Genomic DNA, 21,879 nt, shown 5'->3' with positions numbered 1-21,879 from the left:
TTTATTGATTAAAGAACATTTGTTCGTATATAATATACAGAACAAATGTTCTTTAATTTAAGGAGTTCTTTTAATGGATGATGGTCAGCTACCAAACAGAATCATTATTTGTATTGACATGAAATCGTTTTTTGCCTCAGTTTCCTCAGTCATACGAGGGTTAGATCCATTGAAAACAAGGCTTGCGGTGGTAGGAGATATCAAAAGGTCAGGATCGGTTGTGCTGGCTGCCACACCTTTATTGAAGAAAGAAGGGATCAAAACAGGAAGTCGTCTTTTCGACATTCCTAAAAGGAAAGGTATCCATGTGGTGAATCCATCTATGGAGAGATATATTAAGGCTTCGAACTATATTTCAAGTTTGGTGTTACAGTATGTTGCTCCTGAAGGTTTCCATGCGTATGGCATTGATGAGTTGTTTATTGATGCGACGGCTTCTTTGCATTTATTTGCTCGAACACCAGAAGAATTAGCCCATAAAATCATCAACGAGATTTATCGCAAAACACGGCTGACAGCTACCGCAGGAATCGGTCCTAATCTCTTACTGGCTAAAGTTAGCTTAGATCATGAAGCGAAGCACAGTCCAACAGGGGTTGCGTATTGGAGATATGAGGATATTCCCTTTAAGTTATGGTCGATTCATCCAATGAAGGATTTCTGAGGGATCTCATCAGCTACAAAAAGACGCTTAAACCGTTTAGGCATCTATACCATAAAAGAACTTGCTCTTTCTTCTAAAGAGATGTTACAAAAAGAATTTGGTATCCTGGGTGAAGAGTTGCACCAACATGCGAATGGCATTGATGACAGTCGCATTTCTGATGTGTACATTCCTAGCTCTAGGTCCTTCGGAAAGAGTCAGATTCTCTTTCACAATTATACAAACCGAAAAGAAGTGGAATTATTGCTGTTAGAGCTATTGGATAACGTATGTTTTCGCTTACGTATGCATCAAGTAGTGGCTCAAACCGTTCATTTATCCATTGGTTACAGCAAACAAACAGATGGCGGCTTCTCCAGACAAAAGAAAATGGGGAGAGCTTCGAACTTAAGCCAAGACATCTTTCCATATTGTTTAACGATTTTACATACCTTTGATAGTAGAATGCCTATTCGCTCTATTGGTATTTCATTATCAAACACCAACATTCAAGAAGAAGAGCAAATGAGCTTATTTGAGGATATCAATCAGCGTGAAAGAGCCTATGCTCTTGCGAAAACGATTGATGACATTCGGCTGCATTATGGCAAGAATAGTGTATTACGTGCGTCTAGTCACCTTCCTCATTCAACAGCTCGTTATCGAAATGGCCTTATGGGTGGCCATAAAGCCTAAGGAGGAAAAAGAGATGGAACCTAGAGGAATGAAAAAATGGCGTCCATTCGCCACTATGCCAGAGCAATACATAGGGTTAAAGGAAATGATAAATAAGCAAGCAGAAGTAGCTCAACCTGTCTTAACAGAAGAGCAAATGGAACAGATTAATTTCATCTTAATTGAAGCCTTACATACAAATAAACAAGTATACCTTACCTATTATAAGAGAGGCCAATGCATTACAGAGACAGGATTCATTGAGTTTGTTGATTCTCTTGGAAATTTATTCATTTTCATTGATAACGTATTTGAGTTAAAGAATAAAATGAGATTAAGCGAGCTCATTGATGTACAATTTGTCTAACCTGGAAACATCAAGGGAGTACGATTGATTTTTGTCCAAACAAGACAAAGAAAGGCTACTCATTTGAGTAGCCTTTCTAAAACAGCACCTAAGAGGATAAAAGGGAATTAGGGTTCCTTTTAATAGTATATCTATTTGTTTAGATGCCCAAAATTCTCTTTAGGTTTGGGTGAATACTCCGATATATAAATCGCAATTAAAATGAAAAAGGCACCTAACCATTCTATTCCTTGGACAGTTTCCTTAAGGACAATAAAGGCGAATACAGTAGCGAATATTGGTTCACTTAACTCTAAAAATTGAACTTTATTGGCCTCTAAATAATTAAGAGCTCTCGTCGTACAATAAAAGCCTCCTATAGTAGGAAAGATTGCTAAGGCTATTAAAGATGGCATTGAATTTAATTCCGGTATTACGATACCTTCTCGGTAGAAGGGAATGAACAAGTAAATGATTCCAAATAACATGAAGTACCAAATTAATGATAAACCGCCCTCTAAAGAGAATTTTTTGGTTAATACTAAAAATAAGCCATAACCAATACCTGCAATTCCAGCAAGTATTGCTCCCGTTGAAAGCCCTCCAGTAGCACCTTGTGCAAGAGCCATTATTATTAAACCGATTATCAATAAGGTTAGTCCTACATATTTTAATTTATTCTTTTTTTCCTTTAGCAATAACGAACTAAATACAAAAGTTGTTAGAACAGAGGAACCTAGTAAAATGAATACAACAAAAGGTACAACAGCATATTTATAAGCAGTTGTTTCGAAAAAGTATAAAACGAATATTCCTAAGAAAGCACAAAGAGCAATAGCCTTAACGTTTTTCGTCAATATAATAATATTTTTTCTGAAATTAGTGTTTAAAATAGCAAATATAGAAAGGGTAACAAAAGCAATAAAACACTTATAAAACGAGACAGCTGCTGGTGTTAAACTACTTGAAAATAAGCCCTTACTCAATATTCCTACAGTACCATTTAGAATAGCTGCTCCTAAAGCCAAAATGACTCCTAGAGTGTATGTATTTTTCATGCGCTTTTCCTCGATCTTTTTATAATAGGTAATTTATTATTTTTTATTAAATCAAAAATTAAAGGTGAATTAGAGTTAGAAGATATAAAAACTCCTCCCATTTTTTCATTCAGGTCTCTATACGTATTATCTTTCATCATAATAGTGTGTGCTTTAGAGATATTCCAATAAGGTATACTAGCTTGAAGATGATGAGTTAAATGGTAATTCTCTGCATGTATACTCAAAAAGAATGCTTCAATCCAATGGCTATATCTATTACGGGTCATCTTAATACTTTTTTTATTATTTAATACTAATGGATAATGCTCTGCCATCTCTATAAACCATCCAATCACCATAAAAGAAGTGAAGTATGGAATAATCCAATATAGAAGAAGATATTTTAGAGAATCGAAGTATGCAAGTACACCAACGATTAAAACCCACATTACAATCATAGCAGTAAATTGTTTAGGATATTGTTTAAGCTGTAGCATTCTATATTTAAAAACATAGTAAGCGTAGCTTAAAATATTTAATAGAAAAAGAGGCCTTAACACGTATTTAATAAGAAAATGATTGCTGTTTTTTAACTTATATAAGCCTGCTTCTATATGATACTGGTAATCAGGGTCTTTGTCGGGGTCTCCTAAATGAGTATGGTGCCCCTTAACATGAGAATCCTTATATATATTAAATTCTTGTCCAATAAGATAACCTGAAAAGTATGTTCCTAATATGTAATTTAGCTTTCGATTTTTGGCCAAACATAGGTGAGATGCATCATGAAGTATGGTTGCTAAAGCCCTTTGTCTCGACCCAATTATAAGTATAGAAATTAAATAAAGCCATATATTGTACTGACCTAATAATATAGATGCACTAATGATAAGGTAATCATACAAAATACCGATTATTCCTCTATAGTTATTTGACTTATACAATGGCCTTAATTCTTCTCTTACTTCCTTAGAGAAATTGTAGTATTCGTAACTAGCCAATTTAAAACCTCCTTGATAATTTTTAACACATTTACTAATATTATATAATTTTTACATTTTTGTCTATAATAAAAATTCCTCTTTATGGTTATTTATTCATTAATGATAACGAGATAAGAATTAAACAGATTATTAATCCTGCAGCAAATGTTTTTTGTTATAATTCTTTTCTTGATTATCTATAACCGTAAATAGCCAATAAATAGGTTAGGAAGTTGTTTATTTATACTTATAGAGAACTTTGAATAAGTTGAAAAGCTAAGGAGTATATAGAATTACAGAAATTTATAATTAAGCAACTACTTCAATAGAAGAGCAAATGGAACAGATGAATTTCACCTTGATTGAAGCCTTACATACAAATAAACAAGTGTACCTTACCTATTATAAGAAAGACCAATGCATAACAGAGACAGGATTTATTCAGTTTGTTGATTCTCTTGGAAATTTATTCATTTTCATTGATGACGTATTTGAGTTGAAGAATAAAATGAGATTAAGCGAGCCAATTGATGTTCGCTTGGCTTAATTCCTAAAGAAATCGTGTGCGGGAATCATTTATTTGGGTGGAGGTACATTTATGTACAATCTTAGAGTCTACACGTTACGTGACGGTTCAAAGAAAATCCTTAAACTAAAAGAAGGAGAATCATTTTAAGAGGAACTCCAAGGAGCAGGTATTCAAGAAACGCAAATTTTTCAGATGCAACTAGTGGAAAAACCAGAGTAATTTTAACATATACCTTTTATATAGACCTAATTGTGGTAGTCTAATAAAAGCCAAATAGAAAAGAGTGATCAAGCTGGAAGAGATAAAAAAGCTATAAATCGATTTTGATAAAGTGTATGACTATGCTAAATTTTTCAAATTGAAAAGAAGTATTTAAGGGGTAACTACTTCATACATATATTGTTTTCAATAAATAAAGAAGCCAAACCCCTTGTGTATAAAGGATTTGGCTTCTTATAATGGACTATATGGTAATCAATTAGTGTTTATAATTTTTTTTAACTTGGTTAAAGAGATCGGTGTAATTTGTAAATACTCCAGTTACTCCCCATTCCAATAGCTTACGCATATCAGCCTCTGTATTAACAGTATACGGGTGAATTAGGAAACCAAATCTGCGAAACTCTTGAATTTTATTAGCATTTAGACTTTCGTAATCAGGGCCTATTCCTACAGCATATGATGCAATTTCCTTTAGGTCAGAGTGTTTAAGTGAATTTACTTTCTCTGCTTCCATCAGTTGTACTGTCGGTATATCTGGATCTATTTTATGAACCTTTAGAAGACTTTCTTTACTGAAGGACTGAATAATAACCTGTCCTGGTTTAGTACGTACACCAACTAAACCATGCTTCTTTAGAGAAGCGATTAATTTTTCCTCCATGCCTGGATAGATATCAGGAGCCTTTGTCTCAATATAATAGTTTGCATGTTTCCCAAAATGATTTAATACTTCTTCTAACGTAGGAACTTGAAGGCCAACATATTCAGCTCTTGCTTTGTCTGGATAGGCTTCATTAAACCATGATCCAGCATCTAAAGCTTTTATTTCAGAAAGGGTATGATCTTTAACCCACCCTGTTCCATTTGTAGTACGGTCAAGCTTTTCGTCATGCATAACAATTAATTGTCCATCTCTAGTCATTTGCAAATCCAACTCGATATAATCAGCTTTCATTTTTTGAGCAGTTTCATAAGATAGAATCGTATGTTCTGGAACATAGCCTGACGCCCCTCTATGTGCTACTGTAATAATTTTCTTTGGAGATAAAAGGTTTCCTTTAAATGAGGCAGAAGCCGCAGTACTAATAGTTAAAAAGAAACATAGAGATAGTATGCTTAATGATACGAATATTTTTCTAAACATTGTAATTCTCCCCCTTAGTCTGTAAGTGCTCGACACTTTTTCCTGCATTCCACGTAAATGCAAGAAAGACAATTGATAATACACAAGAAAGCACTAGCATAATGAAACCACCTGTCCAGTCAAATTTATCTACAACAAGCCCCATAATCGCATTAGCAAAAGCTGATCCCCCAATATAACCAAAAAATCCAGTTAAACCGGCCGCCGTACCAGCTGCCTTTTTAGGTGCTAAGTCAATTGCCTGTAAACCAATTAACATAACCGGTCCGTAGATCAAGAAACCAATACTGATTAATGCTACATTGTCAATTAGTGGATGACCGGCTGGATTTAACCAATAAACCAGAACAGCAATTAAAACACCAGCCATGAATAGAACCCCAGCAGGTGCTCTTCGACTTCTGAAGAATTTATCACTAATCCATCCGCACAAGATTGTACCTGGAATACCTGCATATTCATAAAGAAAATAAGACCAGCGTGAATCCTCTGGAGAAAAACCTTTTGCTTCCGTTAGGTATGTTGGTGCCCAGTCAACAACCCCATATCTTACGAAATAGACAAATACATTTGCAATTGCTATGTACCAAAGAAATTTATTGTTTAAAACATATTTAAATAAAATCTCTTTTACAGTTAATTCTTCTTCCTGACCTTTAAACCCATGCTCTGGATAATCATTTCTATATTCCTCTATTGGAGGGAGACCATTAGATTGAGGGGTATCCCGAACGAGAAAAAGAACCAAAAATGCAATTATAAGTGCAATAATAGCTGGAAAAAAGAAGGCGCTCTTCCATGTAACAAAAATAATCATGCCTAAGGTAACAAGTGGTGCCAATATACCTCCACCTACATTATGTGCAACATTCCATATAGACATTTTTGTTCCTCTTTCACTAATCGAGAACCAGTGGGCCATGGTTCTTCCACAGGGGGGCCATCCCATTCCCTGAAACCAACCATTCATGAACATAAAAATAAACATAATCGTCACACTTGATGTAATCCAAGGTACAGATACGAAAATAATATTTACAATTGCAGATAAGATAAGGCCTGTTGCAAGAAAATATCTTGGATTACAACGATCAGATATCATTCCCATAATAAATTTACTAAAACCATAGGCAATAGAGACAGCTGCTAAAACAAATCCCAATTCTGTCTTAGAGAACCCTTCTTCTTGAAGATAGGGAATTGCAAAAGCAAAGTTTTTCCTGAGCAGATAGTAGCCTGCGTAACCAATAAAAATGCCCAAGAATACTTGTAATCTCAGTCGTTTATAAACTTCATCTACTTTTTTACTTTCTAACCTCTCTGTATGAGGTGCTGGTTTAAAAATATTAATCATAAAACCCTCCCATATTCTTTTATCTTATAAAACACAAATTAACTTAATCATCTATCCCTCCTTTGCAAATAAAAGAACCCAAAAATACCCTTAATAATAAAGGGGTATTCTTGGGTTCTCCGCATCTCCATCCAACTATTAACTTTTATGGTATTTGGTTACGCTTACATTAAGGTAACATAATATTTATTTGTTGTAAATAACTAAAAATATTAACTATTAATTAAAATAATGTAAAATATTACAAAAGATGATTGTCTTTATTATTCTTTTTGTATAACAAAAGGATATTTGTACCTACTCACTTTTGAGGTGTGAAGCATATAATTTCTCATGTTGCCACGTTTCTTAGTATATTCTCCTTTAGGCCCTAAGATATCTTTCAATCTCCCATCCATCTCATGAATAGGATAGAGGGTTTTCCTATGTAATCTGTTTAAATTATGGGCCTATTGGCAATGCATGAATATGTTATCTTTCCCCAGGGTATACAATGACATTTCAATCACACAAATGACCTTCTACCTAACATGAGTAGAAGATTTTTTTGTTATCAATTATTATCAAAATCAATACTAATTGCTGAATTAACTACATTATTTAAAGTAGTTTTATTTTTACTGTCTAACTTATTGCGCAAACGAAATAATATGTAGCTTTGTTGATTTTTCGATCTCCATCATTATTTCAGCCTTATTAATCAGGGTTACATGTTATTTTTCCATACCTCAATGCATCGTAAATAGCACGTCCATCGCTTGAATTTGTTTCCGTATATTTAATAGGCAATAGCGAGAAGACAATATAATAAACAGAAAAATAGACAAACTGGTAAGAAAAGAGACTTGCTGGAAGGATGTCAGCTATAACTAAACTATTTATAAGGAAAATAGAAGCTAAATTAGCAATGGCACCTCCAGCATAGACACAAGCATGGGTAAATCGGTTATCGTATTTTAGTTTTTCATATACACAAAAAGAATCTAAAAAGTAGACTGATTTTATTTTAATTTTTCTCCATTTAAAAATGGTTTTTCCTTTTCCAATGGTAAAATCCACTCTCCCTCCGAAAAAAATTGCCATGATAGAATGTCCTAATTGGTGAACGAGAGATACAAGTGGTAATACAAGTAAGAAAGAAAACAAGAACTTAGGCATATCACTGAATCCAAACACACTTCCATCCCCTTTACTATGAAATGATTTACTAAATAGTTCGCTTATTAAGGTAGATAAATTCTTATTAACAGCGGACAGATTTTCCCAACAAAGAATGTGCCTTTTTGATCGTATGTATAATCCTTCATTTGGCACTTCGAAAGGATTTTAATCAATGTATAGGACCAATTATTTTTTATTAAAGCAATAGTGAAAATGATCAATAATGTTTGAGCTTTGTTATGAAGAAAATCTTCATTTTATTTTTAAACATTCTCCATAACAATAAACGACCCTATGTATCGTAACCAAAGTTACTAAGGCCGTTTATGTTATATTCTGATTTATTATTTTTTTATCTTTTTCTTTGTAATGAAATATCTGGTTTATCATTAAATTTCTGACAGAACTTCGCTATCATGATTAATATGATCGAACAAATAAGTAAGGTAAGATTCTAATTCGAATTGATCATCTTCAACAAAATCATCTAACATAGGCTTACTTTCTTCTCTCATTTTTAATCACTCCAATTTAATTTTTTTCATTTTATTTTACATGATGACCATGATTGTTTTTTTGTCCCATCTTTCTTAGAACAAAGCTTACAATTAACACCAGAATGATTGATCCAATAATGGCTGGAATAATGGCAAAACCACCAATAACTGGTCCCCAACTTCCCAGAATCAGACCACCTAACCAAGAACCAATAAAACCAGCAATAATATTACCAATAATGCCTCCAGGAACGTCACGCCCTGTAATTAAACCGGCAAGCCAACCAATAATTCCACCTACAATTAGCATCCATAGAATTTCCATAAATCTCTCTCTCCTTTTGAAATAGTTAGTTGACTTTACCCCCGGCTAAAACTCATTAATCCTTTTATTTTTTTCTTCTATAAATTTTTTCTCTTTATGTCATAAGATCATGGAGTTTTGCTTGCCCTTTATTTTTGTTCTCTTGGACAACATCAAATGTCTCATCCATTTCATAAGAAGAATAAGCTATTAGGACAACCCCCAGCATATAAAAACCGAGTGTCTTTTACACGACCACGTACTGATCCCCTACTGCAGTAGGGGTTCTTTTTTATTTTTGGAGTGGACAGGCAAGCTTACCGCAGTAGCTACATAGTATCTAAAGAATCATAACTCCGTTACCTAATCAGTAGCTAGTTCAGTAACGTTACCGCGTTAATACAAGCTGTATACGCGTAGTGAAGCCCTTGATGGAATTTTTGAGGGAGCTGAGCTAAAGAAGCGAAGGGGGCGATTGGACGCGTTGAGCCAAAATAACTGAGACATAAAAGATGAAAAAACAAAAAAATGAAGGAATTTTTTTTAGTTTTTTGATTAGAACAGCTTGATATATCTATTAAAAGAAATAAATGGAGAAAAAGCAGCATTCTCATGCGTAAATGGCATGAGAATGCTGCTTTTTTCTGTAGATATAGAGATATATCTATACATTTTCTTTTACAATTCACCCTTTAAACCCTTATTATGGTAATAAACTCAAAATAAGGTGGGAGATTAATTTATGAGAGCAAAGATTGAGAAAGCAAGCCATGTGGTAATGTTCGAAACGGCTGGTGAATTTTATGCCCATGAAGTGACTCAAGGTATTAATGTAGGTTTCTTTGCCTGTCCCTCTTGTGGAGTAAAAGTGTATCCCAAACAGGATCATTTCTTTTCCCGTGACCATGATCGCACATGTATTTATGTAAAAGATCAATTTCAGAAGAAATTATAAACTTGTCTTGATCTCTGCTTTATAAGATTATTATAGGTTAATTTATACATTTATAGTATAATATGAAAGTTATACTTACGAACATATAAAAGGAGAGTCAGCATGAAGGGACTAAGTACGTTGAGAAAGATAGATGCAGTGGGGCGTATAGTGATTCCTATTGAGCTAAGAAAGCTACTGGATATAGGTAAAGAAGATGAAGTAGAGGTTTTATTGGAAGATGATCATATAGAGATAAAAAAATACAAAGAATTTAATGAATGTCTGATTACAGGTGAGATAACGCCTCAAAACCGTAGATATGCAAATAACTTAGTTCTAAGTCCATCAGGCGCAAAAATTTTATTTAACGAAATAAAAGATAAACAAAAAACCTTTGAATCGTAAATTCAAAGGTTTTTTAGGTCGAACTATTTTTTATGCTGTATACTTTCTAACCAGTTTTGTACAGAAGACCCTAAGCTAGTTGCTCCTACTTTTAATTCATCCATAATATAAGAAATCAAATTGTGTAGACTGTACTCTTCTTTATAAGGGTTATTTTTATTGATGAATTTTAATACCTCTTTTAATTCCTTTATTCTTCCCTGGTCCAATTCTTCTTCTAAATGGCGAGTCATGTATTCATCAACAAAATCAGAATTCCTGATGCTTGCTTCAATTAAGAAAGATGCTGCTAATGCTGGAGAGCAATCTAAAGCATAGGCTAAGCGTTTCAGAATATCATACGTTTCTCCATGTCCATCCTTTAAGCGCGTAGAGACACGCTCTTTCTCAATATTCTTGTATAGATGTCTAATTGGCTCTTTGGACATATCTCCCATATACACAGTGCTGCCAAAGCTAAATCCTCTTCTAAAATAATTTGATAGGTAATCCATTACTTTTGAAGAAGTAAGGCCTGATATACAAATTGATTCAACTACATTTTTTACAGGTGTATTTGTAATGTAAGACAATCGATAAACACATTCTTTAAGATCGATTGGAAGAGATGGTTTTACATCTCGTTTTTTATCACTTCGAATTTTTCTTTTCTTCTCTTCTATTCTCACATAATCACTCCTAAAATCTAAAATTATCTCTAGGACAATGACTTTTTGTACATACCTAAAACATGTATATGGCAGGGGAGGGAGGAGCATGTATATTTTTTTAAGATAGTGGAAAAAACTTATAATACTAGAACATGAGAGGAGTCTTTTGTATGAAAATGACGAAAGAAGAAGCACAAGAAATTGCAAAAAAAATAAAAGAAAACTCTAATAAGTACGGATTAACTGTGAAAAAAAAGAAAAATGCTAGTGCAACTTAAAAGGGGATATATAAGAAAAGGTCTTTAATTTAATAAAAAATATAAGACTTATATTTTCCTGGTATAGTACGTAATAACATTTAGTACGCTGTATAATAAAGATAAAATAAATATAAGCTAACTCAATTACAATAAACTTCAAATTAGATGTACTGATAATGAGGGAGTTAAAAAAGGGACTGCCTAACAAATTAATTTGTTAGGCAGTCCCTTTTTTAATTATGATTATTGGTGACGTAATTTATCAATTTCTTCTGGTGTAAGGTTTGTAAATTCAGCGATTGTTTGGGTATCTAAACCCTTTTGAATCATACTTAAGGCCACCTTTATGATTCCTTTCTTTTCGCCTATTTCTTCACCTATTTGTTTCCCTTTTTCTTCTCCAAGTTTCTCAGCTCGTTTTAAAGCTGACTTTTCATCTAATAATGCTTTTCTTCGTGCTTCATATGCTAGTAGCACTTCCGGATCTTGGCTAACACGTTCCCACTCGTCCATTGCTTTCTTTAATACTTGATCTTCTTGCATCGCAATCTCCTCCAATACTTGAGTGATTTCTTCATCTTCGGATGCTTCAAGTAATAATAACCATCGAACAAGTTGATCTTCCCTTGGATCTACCTCTCTGTTACGCCATTTTATTAATAATTTAGGTAGCTCCATAAAATGAATTTCCAGCATATCCGTTAAGAGTAATTTCTGCTCTCGCTCATATAACTGAAAAGTGGAATGATAATCATGAATATGAGATAAATAACGGAAGTTCACAATGTTAATGGTAATCGTTTTACAAAGCTCTCCGTAGTCCATTCCTTCTTTCATTTGACTACTGTACATTTTAGACCAGTAATAGAGTGTTCGTTTTTCCATGTCATGCTTGTTATTAAGCTGAATTTCAATATTAACTCGGCTTCCACCCTCTAGCTGTGCGTGTACATCTAAAATAGAGCGTTTATCTTCTTGGTTTTCTTTATTAAAATGCGGATCTAATAACTGCACCGTCTGAATTTTTTTATCATCTGGAAAACGGAGTGCTGCGTTCAAAAAAGCAGCTAAAATAGATTCATTTCCATGTGTGCCAAATAGTGATTTAAATGCAAAGTCGACACGCAAATCTAATCGTTTTGTCATAATACCCTCCATCATTTCCATGTTTGTTATTAGTATACCATGACTGTACCGATTCCTTCTATCTAACACTTTAGGAGTAAATTTAGTACCAATACAGTATCTGTCATACCTAATTATTAATGTTCTTCAGACAAAGAAGTAAGGAGGGGATTTAGAATAAATAAAAGTACTCGTGCTGATTGCTATTGCTCATAAATAAAATCCTCTTTACCATTATTCTTTTAGCCCGATCAGGTTCTTTATACATATGTAAATACATTAAAAATCAATAAACTATGTAAAGTAAAAAAACCACTAGAATACCTAGTGGCTTTTTATTTTAAAAATCGCTATACTCTTCCAAATCATCGTCATCCAAAGAACCAGATACTTGCTCTAAATCTGCAATCTTACCTTCTTTTAAGGTTTGACTTTCTGAAGGCTTGTCTTTTAATTCCTCTTGCTTGACTATAAAGCTATTAGCCTTAGCTAATTGTTTTAATTCCTTCAGTTCTGAATTGATATGTTCAAGAAGTTCTTCTGTTCTGTGACCTGAATCTACTTGGTCGGTAGATGTACGATGGAGGTCCCGAACAATTAAAGATGAAATATAGTCCCCTAATTTTCGAGACTTCGCATATTTTGCAAGTACGTCATAGACTTCATCACTCAATCGGTTGGTCTTAATCGTAAAGGCGTTTTGACGCTCTGACATGGTTATCACCTACGCTGTTAGGATTTAACGGCTTTCTTCTCAGCTTGTTTCTTTTGAAGGTAACCGATGCTTCGGATTTCTAGGCCAAATAAGTTTAAGTGACGGCTATCCTCTGGTACCTTATGATATTTCTCTGTACGTTCTTCGCCAATCTTTTCACTCATGCTTGTCATAATCGCTACTTCTAGTGTTGGAGCGACACCACCACTATATACGTATTTACGGATTTTATTTGCCGGTGGTGGGGCCACATCATTTAACTTCGCTAGTAAAATCTCCACATACTCTTTTAAAGAAGATGTAATTTGAGCTGTTAAATCAATGGCTGCGCCTGTGTTTTCATTTTTTAACTCGAATTTTTGTTTACTATAGTTATCTAAAATAAATTGGTCAAAAGCACGTAAATCGGTAAACAGCTCTGGGAACTTCTCTTTACGTAACTTATCAATATGGGCTAAATAGGGAATACCCTCGATACTTTGGAATGATTCACGGCTATTAGCAGCCTTTAATCCTTCCGGTAAAATGACGACATCAATCGAGCCACCACCGATATCAACCATCACGGTTTCACATTCCACATATTCATTGGCATCTTCACGGTCTTGAAGTGTTAGGTCCTTCTTCAACGCAAAGCGCGCGATTTCTCCTTCTTTCAGGCAAGTACTTTCGTCCACAGCTACCTTTAATTCTTTTTCAAACCCTGGAGTATGAATACGGAATGTATGGTCACCTAGGAATCGAGTAGCCATGGCTTTTTGCGCTTCGCCAAACGTACTTTCTTTTTTCAGTAACCAGATTGGTAACATCGTAGAGAAATAGTCAATTTCAATGTTGTTATCTTTCTGATCTTTTGCATGCAATGCATGATAGTACGCAATGGCAGCTAAAAATGTCACATAAGGAATATGGCTTGTAATTTTGTTATGTAAACGATTGATGTGATTGTTTGCAAGTTGTTGGCTTGCTGCAATGTCACCGACTAAGAAATAACGTTCTTTTTCTTCGTCACCGATTTTCGTAGATAGTAAGATACGCTTCTTAAATTCTTCTGGTGCTGTCACGGCATCTGTAAAGAAGGAATCAGCAACATCTTTTTGTAGTTCTACAACGTTGGTTGGGAAATCAAATAGGTATCCATCAATGATATTCATATCAACGGAGTTTCCACAGTCTTTATTAAAACGTGAAATTTTCATGTTTATACACCTCGTTTTTAAGTTGAACTTCTGTTGAACTAATTATACAAGAAGAAAGGCGAAATTTCAATCCTTTAGTTCAACTAATTTATCTTCAAAAACTTACATATATCAACAATTATTTTTCATCTAGTTGAACTTATTAAGGAGTAAAAAAACAGTACTATGAAAGTTCCGGTTAGAGAAGATGAAGGTCACAAGTAGATGATAATAAGAAGAAATGTGTAAGAAATATAAGACTCTTCTCGATGTGAAAAGGACGAACAAGTCATCATATTTATCCTTTTTGTCATTCTACTGGAAGAGTAAATATTTAATTTCTAATTTGAAAATTAAATATCTCTATGTTAATTATAAAAAAAGCCCTCATGAATTGAGGACTTTTCTTAACTATGAAATTAGGAATGGAATTTCTATTTGCATCTACAAAACGTATTGTAACACGCATTAGATATAAAAAATGAGCCATTCAAACCCTAAAAAGGGGATTCCGAGCTTTTAATTGAATTTTACAGAAAAAAATATTGTTAGAAAGACAAAATATAGTTAGTGTTAAATAAAAAGTAGCAAATTAGAGAAATAGGTGATTAGATAAGTGCAAGTATATATAAAGAACGATTCTTTAATAAAAGCTTTACTTGTAGATATAGAGGCAGGAAGAGAACTCATGATTCAAGTTGGTTTAGAAGAAGGCTTCACCAGTAAGAATACCATTGTAATCAGTCAATTCGTTGATCAACTGCTAAACCAATTAGAAGAGACCTCTATGACTGATTAGTTCTTAATTTTTACGAAGAAAGTATAATACACTTGGATATTAGTAATTAAGGCGTCTTTTTATCATAATCTTTTCGGGTATCTTTTATCGTTTTAGCCATAGCGAAGGATATAATTAATACTATAATAAGACCAAATATAATTCCTCCAAACAATAGGCTTACCCCTTTCTAACTTCCTATTTTTGTTGATTATATCATATAGGTTGATAAGAAGTTCTATGTAGCTTATGTGGTGATAAACTACATATTGGTAACTAACTTTGTATAGCGTATATATGAGATAATATTGAGAAATGTATGAAGGAAGAGGGATAAAAGCTTGAAGATAGTTACTTTAATGGAGAATGAAGTCTCCTCTCTAAAACGATTATATGGGGATATTTATTTTCAGGATATTCAACTTATAGACAAGTTCTTCGTAAAAGGAGCTCTAGATCGATTTACTCGAATCTTAACTGAAGAGGAAGCAGAAGAACTGTTAACTAATAAATATCAAAATAAACTTGATGAAATTAATTATATAAATTGTTTTCATAAAATTTTTGAACTCTGCGGTAAACAGCAGGTATATGTGCATTGCGCAGATATTTTTCACAGTAGTTTAACTTCTTATAAAAGAACTCTTTCGATGGAAGAATATCGCTATATTTTATTATTAAAACAAGTCATAAAAGGAGAATTTATTCGAACTGATGATAGTAGAGTTTTGGAATTTTTATTTAGACTCTCACTAGATACAAGTAGTTTCTCGAACTTCTTCTTTCCTTCAATCTCTACAGTGATAATAGGTAATTATGATATGTCATTACCTGTCTTTTGTAAGGATAATCAAACTATGACAAGATTAGAAAATATAGCTCATACATCAGGATTGTATATTCGAAGATAAAGCCCTTTTTAGAAAGCTTTTATCTATTACTGCCTATGACGTGTTCTACGTTGACTATTATTTAGCATAATAAACATTACGAGAAAAAACAAATTTGGTAGAGCCACTTCCTTCATCAGTACCTTTTAATGTAAAATTATCCATATGTTTTAATTTTAAGGTAAAGAAAGGGAGTTCTATGAAATCTTTAATAAAGGTAACATGTACAGCATTTATATTTACAAGCTTAATGGCAGCTTGTAGTGAAGAAAGTTCAAAAACAAAGCAAGAAACTACTCAACATAAAGTAGAGGCATCTACTGAGCAAAAGAAATCAAAAGAAATGTCTGAACAAGAACGAATGGAAAAAGGAATTTTAATATATGGTGAAGGTGCAAAGGGTGGATATTATGGATCCACAGTTGAAAGTGCCAAATATGAAAAAGTCGATAAAATGGGGTACATTACGGCCCGAGTTACAATTAATAATGTTCGAGAAGATGGAAAAACAATTGACCTTTCAGAGATAAAGTACTCTGTTAAAGATGAGAAGATAGGAAAAATGTATAAAGGTCAAGCTATGCCTATGTACGAAGACAAATTTAAAACCGTTCCTGCTGGTTATTCTCTAACTTTCGATGTGTCGTTTATGATGGAAAAACCACCAAAAGATTTAAATAATATGTACTTATATATGGACAGTAAAATTGATCCATTTGTTGATACACATTGGAAACTTGATAATCTAGACTAATATTTAAATAAGAAGAGACACTTTTATTAGGCGTCTCTTCTTGTTCTAATTCATAATTTTTGTGCAGCGTATAATAACAATTCTTCCACATTCCTTTTACCTAATTCCTTGGCTTTTTGCTGCAATTCTTTCTTCAAATCACTTGTTAATTTCACACGTATAACTTCTAAGTCACTATCAATATAAATCCCACGGCTGCGTTTGTTAATCTTCCCTGAGACAAGAACTGACTCTAATAATTCAACAATTTCTTGTGCTGATTCTGTCAACAATACAGGTTTGATTTCAACAATAAATTGCTCTTTCTCTTCTTGTGGGGTAATTCTCATGTTGGTTGGGCTTAGGTACTGATAGAATAAATCCATGAGCTTATAAAGTTGTGATTTCGCATAGGCTGTTTGCTTAAAGGCAAATATGGCATAGCCTTCTTTCGTAATTGTTTTTTTCGATTCAATCTCGTAGGCTGCTTCAAAGCCTCGATCAAGTAATTCTTCTACTGTTACCTCTTCATGTTGTTCTGTCACTGCCATAATGGGATCTTCTACCGATATGATACGGGCAGATTGCTCTTTTATTTCATCTCTCTTTACAAAAAGCTGAAATAGTGCAATATTTTGTTCGGTATGATAAAAATGACGCTTACTAGGTTTACGGCCAACTTCATGCGTACGCTTAAACGTTTCTAAATCTTCTTTATTCACAAAATAGCAATTAATTCCCCGGTATTCTTCTTGGAACGCAGGTAACAGTTCTTGTTTAATATACTTATTGACTGTTGTGACTGAGATATCCAGTTGCTTCGCTACCTCTTTTGTCGTAAGCCCAGGCTTCTTTAACTCTTCTTGTAAACTAACGACATCTTCGATATCAAATTCATAACGTCCTTCAATATGCCAGTCATCTTTATTAATAGGATTCAATTTTCCTTGTTGAATATATGTATAAATCGTTTTCTTTGATGAAATAGATAACATCTCCATCACATCTTCAATGGTAATAATTTTAGTAGGATTATCAATCATGACATACACTCCTATTCTTTTTCTTTTATCTAATAATTAATTATATCATATTTATATATAGTTATATATCGAAAGTTTTCTTACCTGATATGTAAATGGTAAAACTAACTTATATAATTTTATGTTTTACTATTTACTTTAGATGATGACAAATAGGAGATTTTTCTACAAATTATATAAATGATAAACTATATTTATAAAAAGTAAGTTTATACTTTTATTTTTAAATAAGTTACAATTAATAAGTAATAACTATAATAAATAATTTTAAATGTATATTTGATTATAAAGAAATTAGATGTTTAATTAAGATCTTTAGTAATTTAATTATTGTTAGTAAAACTATTATTGCGTTTTAAACGTTTTTTATTATCTATATACATATAAATACAAAATTGATCCTTACATAGTGAAGAATATATATTAACACAAGGAAGAGATATAAATAAGAAGACATATTTTGCAAAAGGAGAGGTTTTATGCGAGATTTCTCATTAGTACATATAGGAACAGAAGTAAGAGAAAGAAAAGGGGATTTCAATAAAATCATTTCATTGATGCTGGATAATACGTATTATCACGCCTTAGAAGAAAGAAATGAGCATCACCAGCGAAAAAACGAAGAGATGTTCAGTGATTTTACGGATGAAGAAATGATGTACTACTATGTCCACCAACGAAAGCATATTCGAAAGGACCGAGAACGAAAAGAAAATACAAAAACGGAATATGTACGGATACTGCTGCAGTTTTATCAGTATGCGTTAGAAAGTGAATCGTTCCTACGCCAAGATATAGACAATTATATAGAAGAAACTATTTTTAAAAATCTACGTCCTTGGCATATACGGAATTATCAGAGTTATTTAAGCACTGCATTGTTAGGAAAGGGTGGAAAACCCTATTCACCTGCAACTTTAGACGTAAAAATGACGATTTTAAAAAGTTTCATGAAATGGCTACATGAAACGAAGTATATTCAGCATCCATTACACAAAGAAATCTTAAGCACGTCACTATCTGAGCAAGAAATTCCTAATCGAGATTTGTATTACCATGAAGTCAAACAGCTTCTAGACCACTACAAAGACCATCCTATTAATCATGGATTGTTAACGATGTTGGCGATGACAGGATTGCGTGTACAGGAAATAGCTAAAGCTTCGTGGGGAGATGTATATCTAGACAGTTTAAGTGGTCATTATCGACTAAGAGGAGTAGGGAAGGGTGGAAAGAAATTTGATAAGTTACTTCATCCATCGCTATATGAACGCATTCTTGCTTTTCGAGAACGACGTCATGTCAGTACAGCATTAAATTCAAGTGATCAAAGTCCATTATTTCCAACTAAAGATGGAGACTATTATCAATATAAAAACTTAAGTAATTATATTGTTCGTATCATTGAACGAACGGAATTACCTTTTATAAAAGAACGGAATGACAGGGTTACGCCTCATTATTTTCGTCATTTTTATGCCATTTATAGTAGGCAGCAGGGAGCCGATATCTTTTTAATTCAAAAAGAACTAGGTCACAGTGATCGTAAGACCACCGAACGTTATCTGGAGAAGGTTTTGCAGCGTGAACAAGAAATTGGACTAATGTGGAAGGAACAAGATTTTTAACTAAGATACAGGAAAAAGGTTCTAGGAGTGAATAATGAGAGGGCTTCTTTAGTATGTAAACAAAAAAGCGACCTTGCTGGTCGCCATAATACTACTCAATATTCCCAAATAAGTTAATAGAGAGCTGTTCAGACTTTTTTCTATGGTAATAAGCGTTTTTAACTCGTTTTACTCGCTCTCTATTTTTAACGTAATAATTCCGGTCGCGCTCAGAAACGCAAGTTCTGCAGTATGGCCCAAGTTGACCAAATCCATCACTTTTATAATGATAATTGTTTGCGTGTTTTAATTCACGGCATTCACGACAAGTCTTAGCAACCACTTGGCCGTCAGCGTCTTTGAAGTATACGAATCCTCTCGGCTTGGTTCTTTCTTCATATTTCTGCGCCAGTAGTTCTTCTCGTAGACTCATACTCGCTCACCTCCTCGATTGCCATGTTATTGCTACTGATTCTCTTTTATTATAGCAAAATTAATTTTGCCATCTGTCAATATAAATTAATTTGAATATTCTCCCTCATAAAGGTAAAAAAGTCATGTCATATGTAGGTTTGAATGACAAAATGGAGGTAAATAGTAACGGGATGTTCTATTTCGTGAATTTTAGTAGATTGACATGATTAAAGTAAATAGATCTACTTCCTAGTCTCCATAATATATAAATATCTTTTAGTTTCCCTTATTAAAGGAAATTAAGAGATATTAAAAAATACAATTGAAATGTAGGAGGCACAGTCATATAATTATCTCGTTTGGTTCCATTTATTTCTTTTTTATTGAAAGTAGTCAATTTTAGAGATTGCTTTTAATAAGATTATTTACTGATTTTTGGGAGGGCGTATAGAATTATTGTTAAATACTCGTACAAAATAAATCAAAAGTATAATTTTGGAACATATTTTGAGATGATGGAGGTAGCAACAAATACTAGAAGATATTAAATTATTGTAAATATAATTTAATATAAAAAGATTATATAAGCTTTTAAATTTCCTTGTTATTGTAACAATGGTTATTTGAAATAATTATTTTTAGTAGGGGAATGAAAAATGTCTAACCTTATCCTTTTTATACCCAAAATAATTGATTACTATTTAATTCAATTAAATGAATTTGAAATTAAATTAAACAGTTCAAATAATAATTACTTAAGAAAGTATGGTAGCTATGTCGTTGACTTACTTTCATTAATATTTTTATCGTATATTCTAGCTGCTTTATTGTTTATAGTTATTTCGCTTTTACCATCTATCTATATGTTAATTTCGAGTGTTATTAAGATTATCATTGGGTCCATCAACTTAGAAGTAGTTCAACTTGATATTAATCCCCTAATGTTTTCAACAATTCAGTATAAGAACTTATTTATATTACTAATTCTAGTTGTGGTTATTTCCATAACCATTTCAATATTTAATTATAGAAATAAAGACTTTAGATTGATACGACTTTTGGCTATAGCTAATAGTATAATTCGTTTAGTGTTTACAAATTTACAATTCAAACTTTCCTTGTTGTTTGGAGGGGCTATATTTTCAGTTATAGCTTCTTCAATAACTTTATTTATAGTACCAATTAGTTTTTTCTTTAATAACATATTAGGAATAATGTTATTTTGGGCAGCTTTTTTTGTTATTTTATTCACCTATTCTAACTTTAGTAAAGATAATATAAGGGCAAAACGTTTTGTCTTATTTTTGTTATTTGTTCCAATTTCAATCTCTTATATTATTAAAAATCAATCTACTTTGTTTGATGATCCTGTAAATCTACTTTTTTTATTTGTAACGATATTCTTGTTGTTTGATAGAATCTTCTCGTTACTCGTTGAATATAAAGAACAAATATATGAGGGGAAAGATTTGAATTTCGTAATAACTTACTTTGCTGAAGAAGATTTCAGCAAAATCAGGATAGGAAACCAATTAGATGATGAAGATGGACTAACATTATTTGATAATGACATCTTAGCAGGGGTAGTTTTTTTAAAGAGTAAGAACCCCAATCTTCTAAAGGCTGAAAGATGCTTAAGAAAAAGTTTGGTAAGTATACCAAACGATAATTTTGTTAGATTTGTCTTGGCTGAAGTATTACATAAAATGGGAGGAGATAAGAACATTCTAGAGGCAATAGGTTTACTCATAGATATCGAAAAAACTCAAATAGAAGATCCTTATGCATATGAGATTATCAATATTAAGCAACTGATTGATCTTTATATCCAAGATTTAAAAGAACAAAATCGAAAAAAGATGGTCAAAACTTTAGAAAATCAGTCTAGAAAATTAACATCTTGTATTTCTATAGAAAAAGACAATTCAGAGAAATATAAACTTCCCGGTTATCGTTCTAAAAAAAAATGGAAAAAGTTTTTAGCTTCAATCATTTATACTCTGGTCCTTTTAATAATATTACGCCTTGTTTTACCAGCATCTACATTTCATGGGTTAATGAACGTAGGAATCAATGGTATCTTATTTAGTATATTCGCTTTGATAATTGGATTAATAAGGCCTTCATTGGTACTGTTTAAAAAGAACAAAACAAGAAAAAATGTGATCTATTATTATTCTTTCCTAACTATAGCATTCTTTTGTTTGTCAGTCTTTTTTGCTACCAAATAATCAAGGCAGATTGAT

The 21,879-nt window shown here is 32.7% G+C and carries 22 protein-coding genes and 1 pseudogene; 10 read left to right on the top strand and 13 right to left on the bottom strand.

Annotated elements, in window-relative coordinates:
- Positions 1 to 73: 73 nt before the first annotated feature.
- Positions 74 to 1,339: pseudogene (locus tag ACOZIR_RS24265) on the top strand (DNA polymerase thumb domain-containing protein).
- A 13-nt stretch (positions 1,340 to 1,352) separates the two neighbouring features.
- The gene (locus ACOZIR_RS24260) at positions 1,353 to 1,685 is read left to right on the top strand and encodes a YolD-like family protein (protein WP_421535989.1); all 333 of its coding nucleotides are present in this window, start codon (positions 1,353 to 1,355) and stop codon (positions 1,683 to 1,685) included.
- 131 nt (positions 1,686 to 1,816) lie between these two features.
- On the opposite strand, the gene ACOZIR_RS24255 is transcribed toward ACOZIR_RS24260, so the two are convergent.
- Together ACOZIR_RS24255 and gntB are read right to left on the bottom strand one after the other, a co-directional pair.
- Complete coding sequence (locus tag ACOZIR_RS24255) at positions 1,817 to 2,692, bottom strand: DMT family transporter (protein WP_176551751.1); 876 nt, start codon at positions 2,690 to 2,692, stop codon at positions 1,817 to 1,819.
- 26 nt (positions 2,693 to 2,718) lie between these two features.
- Positions 2,719 to 3,705 (bottom strand): guanitoxin biosynthesis L-arginine gamma (S) hydroxylase, encoded by a 987-nt coding sequence (gntB, locus tag ACOZIR_RS24250; protein ID WP_421535988.1) that lies wholly within the window; start codon positions 3,703 to 3,705, stop codon positions 2,719 to 2,721.
- Between the two features lie 328 nt (positions 3,706 to 4,033).
- Here gntB and ACOZIR_RS24245 point away from each other — a divergent pair, with 328 nt between their 5' ends.
- On the top strand, positions 4,034 to 4,234 hold the full coding sequence (locus tag ACOZIR_RS24245; RefSeq protein ID WP_421535987.1) for a hypothetical protein: 201 nt from the start codon (positions 4,034 to 4,036) through the stop codon (positions 4,232 to 4,234).
- A gap of 460 nt (positions 4,235 to 4,694) precedes the next feature.
- Here the strand turns inward: ACOZIR_RS24245 and ACOZIR_RS24240 are convergent, their stop codons facing one another.
- The 5 genes from ACOZIR_RS24240 to ACOZIR_RS24220 all read right to left on the bottom strand — a co-directional run bounded on the left by ACOZIR_RS24240 (position 4,695) and on the right by ACOZIR_RS24220 (position 8,919).
- Positions 4,695 to 5,582: a glycerophosphodiester phosphodiesterase gene (locus ACOZIR_RS24240; protein WP_421535986.1), complete on the bottom strand. Its 888-nt coding sequence runs from the start codon at positions 5,580 to 5,582 to the stop codon at positions 4,695 to 4,697.
- Positions 5,575 to 6,936, bottom strand: a complete 1,362-nt coding sequence (gene glpT / locus ACOZIR_RS24235) for a glycerol-3-phosphate transporter (protein ID WP_421535985.1) — start codon at positions 6,934 to 6,936, stop codon at positions 5,575 to 5,577. The genes ACOZIR_RS24240 and glpT overlap by 8 nt, the downstream gene beginning before the upstream one ends.
- Positions 6,937 to 7,632: 696 nt before the next feature.
- Entirely contained in the window at positions 7,633 to 8,112 is a 480-nt protein-coding gene (locus ACOZIR_RS24230) for a site-2 protease family protein (protein WP_421535984.1), read from the bottom strand.
- 374 nt (positions 8,113 to 8,486) lie between these two features.
- Positions 8,487 to 8,612, bottom strand: a complete 126-nt coding sequence (locus ACOZIR_RS24225) for a hypothetical protein (RefSeq protein WP_421535983.1) — start codon at positions 8,610 to 8,612, stop codon at positions 8,487 to 8,489.
- A gap of 31 nt (positions 8,613 to 8,643) precedes the next feature.
- The gene (locus tag ACOZIR_RS24220) at positions 8,644 to 8,919 is read right to left on the bottom strand and encodes a GlsB/YeaQ/YmgE family stress response membrane protein (RefSeq protein WP_421535982.1); all 276 of its coding nucleotides are present in this window, start codon (positions 8,917 to 8,919) and stop codon (positions 8,644 to 8,646) included.
- A gap of 721 nt (positions 8,920 to 9,640) precedes the next feature.
- Between ACOZIR_RS24220 and ACOZIR_RS24215 the strand changes: the two genes are divergently transcribed.
- Together ACOZIR_RS24215 and ACOZIR_RS24210 are read left to right on the top strand one after the other, a co-directional pair.
- Positions 9,641 to 9,853 carry a hypothetical protein gene (locus tag ACOZIR_RS24215; RefSeq protein WP_421535981.1) on the top strand — a complete coding sequence of 71 codons (213 nt, stop codon included), beginning with the start codon at positions 9,641 to 9,643 and terminating at the stop codon, positions 9,851 to 9,853.
- 102 nt (positions 9,854 to 9,955) lie between these two features.
- Positions 9,956 to 10,240, top strand: coding sequence for an AbrB/MazE/SpoVT family DNA-binding domain-containing protein (locus ACOZIR_RS24210; RefSeq protein ID WP_421535980.1), 285 nt, complete (start codon positions 9,956 to 9,958; stop codon positions 10,238 to 10,240).
- A gap of 23 nt (positions 10,241 to 10,263) precedes the next feature.
- Here the strand turns inward: ACOZIR_RS24210 and ACOZIR_RS24205 are convergent, their stop codons facing one another.
- The 4 genes from ACOZIR_RS24205 to ACOZIR_RS24190 form a co-directional block, all read right to left on the bottom strand.
- A complete protein-coding gene (locus ACOZIR_RS24205; RefSeq protein WP_421535979.1) occupies positions 10,264 to 10,908 on the bottom strand; it encodes a hypothetical protein in 645 nt (214 codons plus the stop codon).
- A 485-nt stretch (positions 10,909 to 11,393) separates the two neighbouring features.
- The gene (locus tag ACOZIR_RS24200) at positions 11,394 to 12,296 is read right to left on the bottom strand and encodes an Rpn family recombination-promoting nuclease/putative transposase (RefSeq protein ID WP_310878863.1); all 903 of its coding nucleotides are present in this window, start codon (positions 12,294 to 12,296) and stop codon (positions 11,394 to 11,396) included.
- A 319-nt stretch (positions 12,297 to 12,615) separates the two neighbouring features.
- Positions 12,616 to 12,990, bottom strand: a complete 375-nt coding sequence (locus ACOZIR_RS24195; protein WP_421535978.1) for a hypothetical protein — start codon at positions 12,988 to 12,990, stop codon at positions 12,616 to 12,618.
- A gap of 17 nt (positions 12,991 to 13,007) precedes the next feature.
- Entirely contained in the window at positions 13,008 to 14,189 is a 1,182-nt protein-coding gene (locus ACOZIR_RS24190) for a hypothetical protein (RefSeq protein WP_421535977.1), read from the bottom strand.
- A gap of 595 nt (positions 14,190 to 14,784) precedes the next feature.
- Between ACOZIR_RS24190 and ACOZIR_RS24185 the strand changes: the two genes are divergently transcribed.
- The 3 genes from ACOZIR_RS24185 to ACOZIR_RS24175 all read left to right on the top strand — a co-directional run bounded on the left by ACOZIR_RS24185 (position 14,785) and on the right by ACOZIR_RS24175 (position 16,590).
- Positions 14,785 to 14,967 (top strand): aspartyl-phosphate phosphatase Spo0E family protein, encoded by a 183-nt coding sequence (locus ACOZIR_RS24185; protein WP_243495699.1) that lies wholly within the window; start codon positions 14,785 to 14,787, stop codon positions 14,965 to 14,967.
- A 320-nt stretch (positions 14,968 to 15,287) separates the two neighbouring features.
- Positions 15,288 to 15,857 carry a hypothetical protein gene (locus ACOZIR_RS24180; RefSeq protein WP_221816165.1) on the top strand — a complete coding sequence of 190 codons (570 nt, stop codon included), beginning with the start codon at positions 15,288 to 15,290 and terminating at the stop codon, positions 15,855 to 15,857.
- A gap of 178 nt (positions 15,858 to 16,035) precedes the next feature.
- A complete protein-coding gene (locus ACOZIR_RS24175) occupies positions 16,036 to 16,590 on the top strand; it encodes a hypothetical protein (protein WP_421535976.1) in 555 nt (184 codons plus the stop codon).
- Positions 16,591 to 16,640: 50 nt separating this feature from the next.
- Here the strand turns inward: ACOZIR_RS24175 and ACOZIR_RS24170 are convergent, their stop codons facing one another.
- A complete protein-coding gene (locus ACOZIR_RS24170) occupies positions 16,641 to 17,612 on the bottom strand; it encodes a helix-turn-helix domain-containing protein (RefSeq protein ID WP_421535975.1) in 972 nt (323 codons plus the stop codon).
- 479 nt (positions 17,613 to 18,091) lie between these two features.
- Here ACOZIR_RS24170 and ACOZIR_RS24165 point away from each other — a divergent pair, with 479 nt between their 5' ends.
- Positions 18,092 to 19,240 carry a tyrosine-type recombinase/integrase gene (locus ACOZIR_RS24165; protein WP_421535974.1) on the top strand — a complete coding sequence of 383 codons (1,149 nt, stop codon included), beginning with the start codon at positions 18,092 to 18,094 and terminating at the stop codon, positions 19,238 to 19,240.
- 91 nt (positions 19,241 to 19,331) lie between these two features.
- On the opposite strand, the gene ACOZIR_RS24160 is transcribed toward ACOZIR_RS24165, so the two are convergent.
- On the bottom strand, positions 19,332 to 19,652 hold the full coding sequence (locus tag ACOZIR_RS24160; protein ID WP_071277279.1) for a hypothetical protein: 321 nt from the start codon (positions 19,650 to 19,652) through the stop codon (positions 19,332 to 19,334).
- 637 nt (positions 19,653 to 20,289) lie between these two features.
- Here ACOZIR_RS24160 and ACOZIR_RS24155 point away from each other — a divergent pair.
- A complete protein-coding gene (locus ACOZIR_RS24155; protein WP_071277280.1) occupies positions 20,290 to 21,864 on the top strand; it encodes a hypothetical protein in 1,575 nt (524 codons plus the stop codon).
- Positions 21,865 to 21,879 lie beyond the last annotated feature (15 nt).

The sequence above is a fragment of the Priestia sp. D3YE.R1 genome (assembly GCF_049199565.1).
In the GTDB taxonomy this organism is placed as follows: Bacteria; Bacillota; Bacilli; order Bacillales; family Bacillaceae_H; genus Priestia; species Priestia aryabhattai.
Note: the sequence above shows the minus strand (reverse complement) of the source record. Positions and strands in the feature narration are given on the sequence as shown.